The sequence below is a fragment of the Mitsuokella apri genome (genome assembly GCF_051886055.1).
Taxonomy (GTDB): Bacteria; Bacillota; Negativicutes; order Selenomonadales; family Selenomonadaceae; genus Mitsuokella.
In genome coordinates this window covers 1-2,161 of sequence record NZ_JBJEXT010000035.1, presented here as the reverse complement: position 1 = coordinate 2,161, position 2,161 = coordinate 1, and the positions used below count along the sequence as shown (strand labels likewise).

The 2,161-nt window shown below is 52.3% G+C and carries 2 protein-coding genes; both read right to left on the bottom strand.

Going from position 1 to position 2,161, the window contains the following annotated elements; genetic code table 11:
• On the bottom strand, positions 1-1,970 hold a 1,970-nt coding region (locus tag ACI4OH_RS04600; protein WP_439784251.1), incomplete at its 3' end, for a zincin-like metallopeptidase domain-containing protein.
• A 2-nt stretch (positions 1,971-1,972) separates the two neighbouring features.
• Positions 1,973-2,161, bottom strand: a 189-nt coding sequence (locus tag ACI4OH_RS04595; RefSeq protein ID WP_439784250.1) for a hypothetical protein, incomplete at its 5' end; no start/stop codon positions are given.

Here is a 2,161-nt window from a genome sequence, read left to right as displayed (position 1 = left end):
ACGGCAGCATAGGGACTGTTTGCCTGGACAACACGAGCTGCTGCGGCGATGGCGGACGGCTCACCCAATGCATTGACGCAGGAATCCCGGATGAAGGTCCGGTCGGCTTCCTGCCATGCTTTCTGGTCACAAGGCCGAATACTGGACAAGCCTCTTTCGATAGACGAGTTGTAGATGAACCGGCTATATTGCTTGACAGGATTTCCGATGCATGTCTCAGTGGTAGCCTGCGCCCCTTCCAGGAAGACTTTCTGGAATCGCTTCTGATATGCCTCGAATTTCTCTGCGCCTACGCTTTCCTTTTGCGCCTGCTTGATGGCCTCCACTTCACTGCTCGTCACGGGTAGCAGGAACTTCTTGTCCTTGAGTGGATGGATCGTAACTTCCTGGAAGCCCACGTCATCCACGTAAAAGCAGCGGTCATTCACGCGGATGATGTCACTGATGCCCAGTTTTGGCACATCTGCGCCCTGTAGCTTGTCGTACATCTGGTCAAGCAGCTCAGTCATGCCAACATCGGCGGCCTTGCGTGTCTCATGATGAACGGCAGCATACTTGGAAAAGTCTGCGGCCTTTCCAGCTTCCTGCAAAGAAGCATTCCGCCATGGTGCGTCTTTGGCAGCCTGGTAAACGGTGATATGAACCTGCTGCTGTGCCTGATAATACAGGTCAGGGTTCAGTTCATACTGCTTGATCTCTTCCGGCGTAAGCGGATGATCGTAGTAAATCGCGCCGTATCGGCCTCCACGATCCTCCTCATCCAGCTGAATGAAGCCTTTAGGGACACTGCCTAGGTCAGCAGGACGTTCATTCAGATAATATTTATAGGGAATGATAATCTTATCATCTTCCGGTTCTACGGTTGGAACCGAAGCAGCTTTTTCTTCCTTCGGAGCAGGTTGCTCCTCTTTCTTCCCAGCATCCTGTTTTGTATGCTGCTCATCCAGTTGCTGCAAGCGTTCCTTCACGATTCCCTTCAAGTAATTGGCGATTTTCTGTGCATCGTTTGCAGCCTTGAAGAACTCCATCTTGTCGTCCTTCAGGGCTTTTAACCAGCCCTGCGTATAAGCTGCATGACTGATGGAATTCAAGGGCAGGCCGAGATCTGCCGATAGGTAGGTGGAAGCCATCTCAGCACGCAACTCTTCCTTGGCATAAGCAGGAGAACCAAAGGGGTTCTGGATGTCGCGGTTCAGACGGCTGGAATGGCCAGTCCAATGTCCCAACTCATGCAATGCAGTCGCATAGTATCCGGCCAGCTCCTTGAAGGCAGCCTCCGGCGGCAGATGAATCTCATCCGTAGAAGGCCGATAAAAGGCACGGTCTGCCTGGTCATGCTTGATGACTGCTCCGCTGAGGCGCAGCATCTCTTCGGCGAGTTCCAGCGTCTCTTCATGCGTGTAGCCTTGTTTCTTCGGCACATAAGGCGGCAGAGGCTCTTCACGGAAGACACGCCTGACAATGGGCTGGCCGTCTTTTCCAATCTTAGGTTTCCCGTCTTCCTCCTTTACCGGCTCCACGACCTGCTTTCCGTCCTTGTCCAGCACCGGCACCCGCTGAACCATGTCCGACGCATGGAACACCGTTGAGATGATGGAAGTCCAATGGTATTCATCTTCTGGCAACGGATTCCCATCTTTATCCTTCGTCGCATAGAAGCCCTGTTTGATGGCTACACCATGCGAACCACGCTTGATGCTATAGCCCATCGTCTGCGCCTGATGGAAAGTGAAAAAGCGAGGATCCTTGCTGCCTTTCGAGTCCATGATGCAAGAGAGATAAATCAGATTTTCCTTCGAGTACGGCCTTCCTGTTGCGCCGTTCACTGGGGAAGCGACTAGCGCAGCACCGACCTTTCCATTCCAGGCTTTCTGCCAGGGAAGCTCTCCTTTTTCCATTTCTTCGATAATCCGGTTCGTGATTTCCTGATAGATGTCTTTGCGGCTCGACGCGCTCTTCCGATACGCCATTTTTACACCCCCTTATGCTGCGTCATCTTCTCTTCTTGCAGCTGCAACTGCCATTCTTCTTCTGTCACCAGTTTCTCGCCATCCCAGATTGTCTGTCCCATATACTCTTCCTCGGGGATTCCTTGAAAATCATAATCTTCCATCGGCACGACCTCAAACGTGGCCTCCCTATGAATGCGTTTGGAATACAG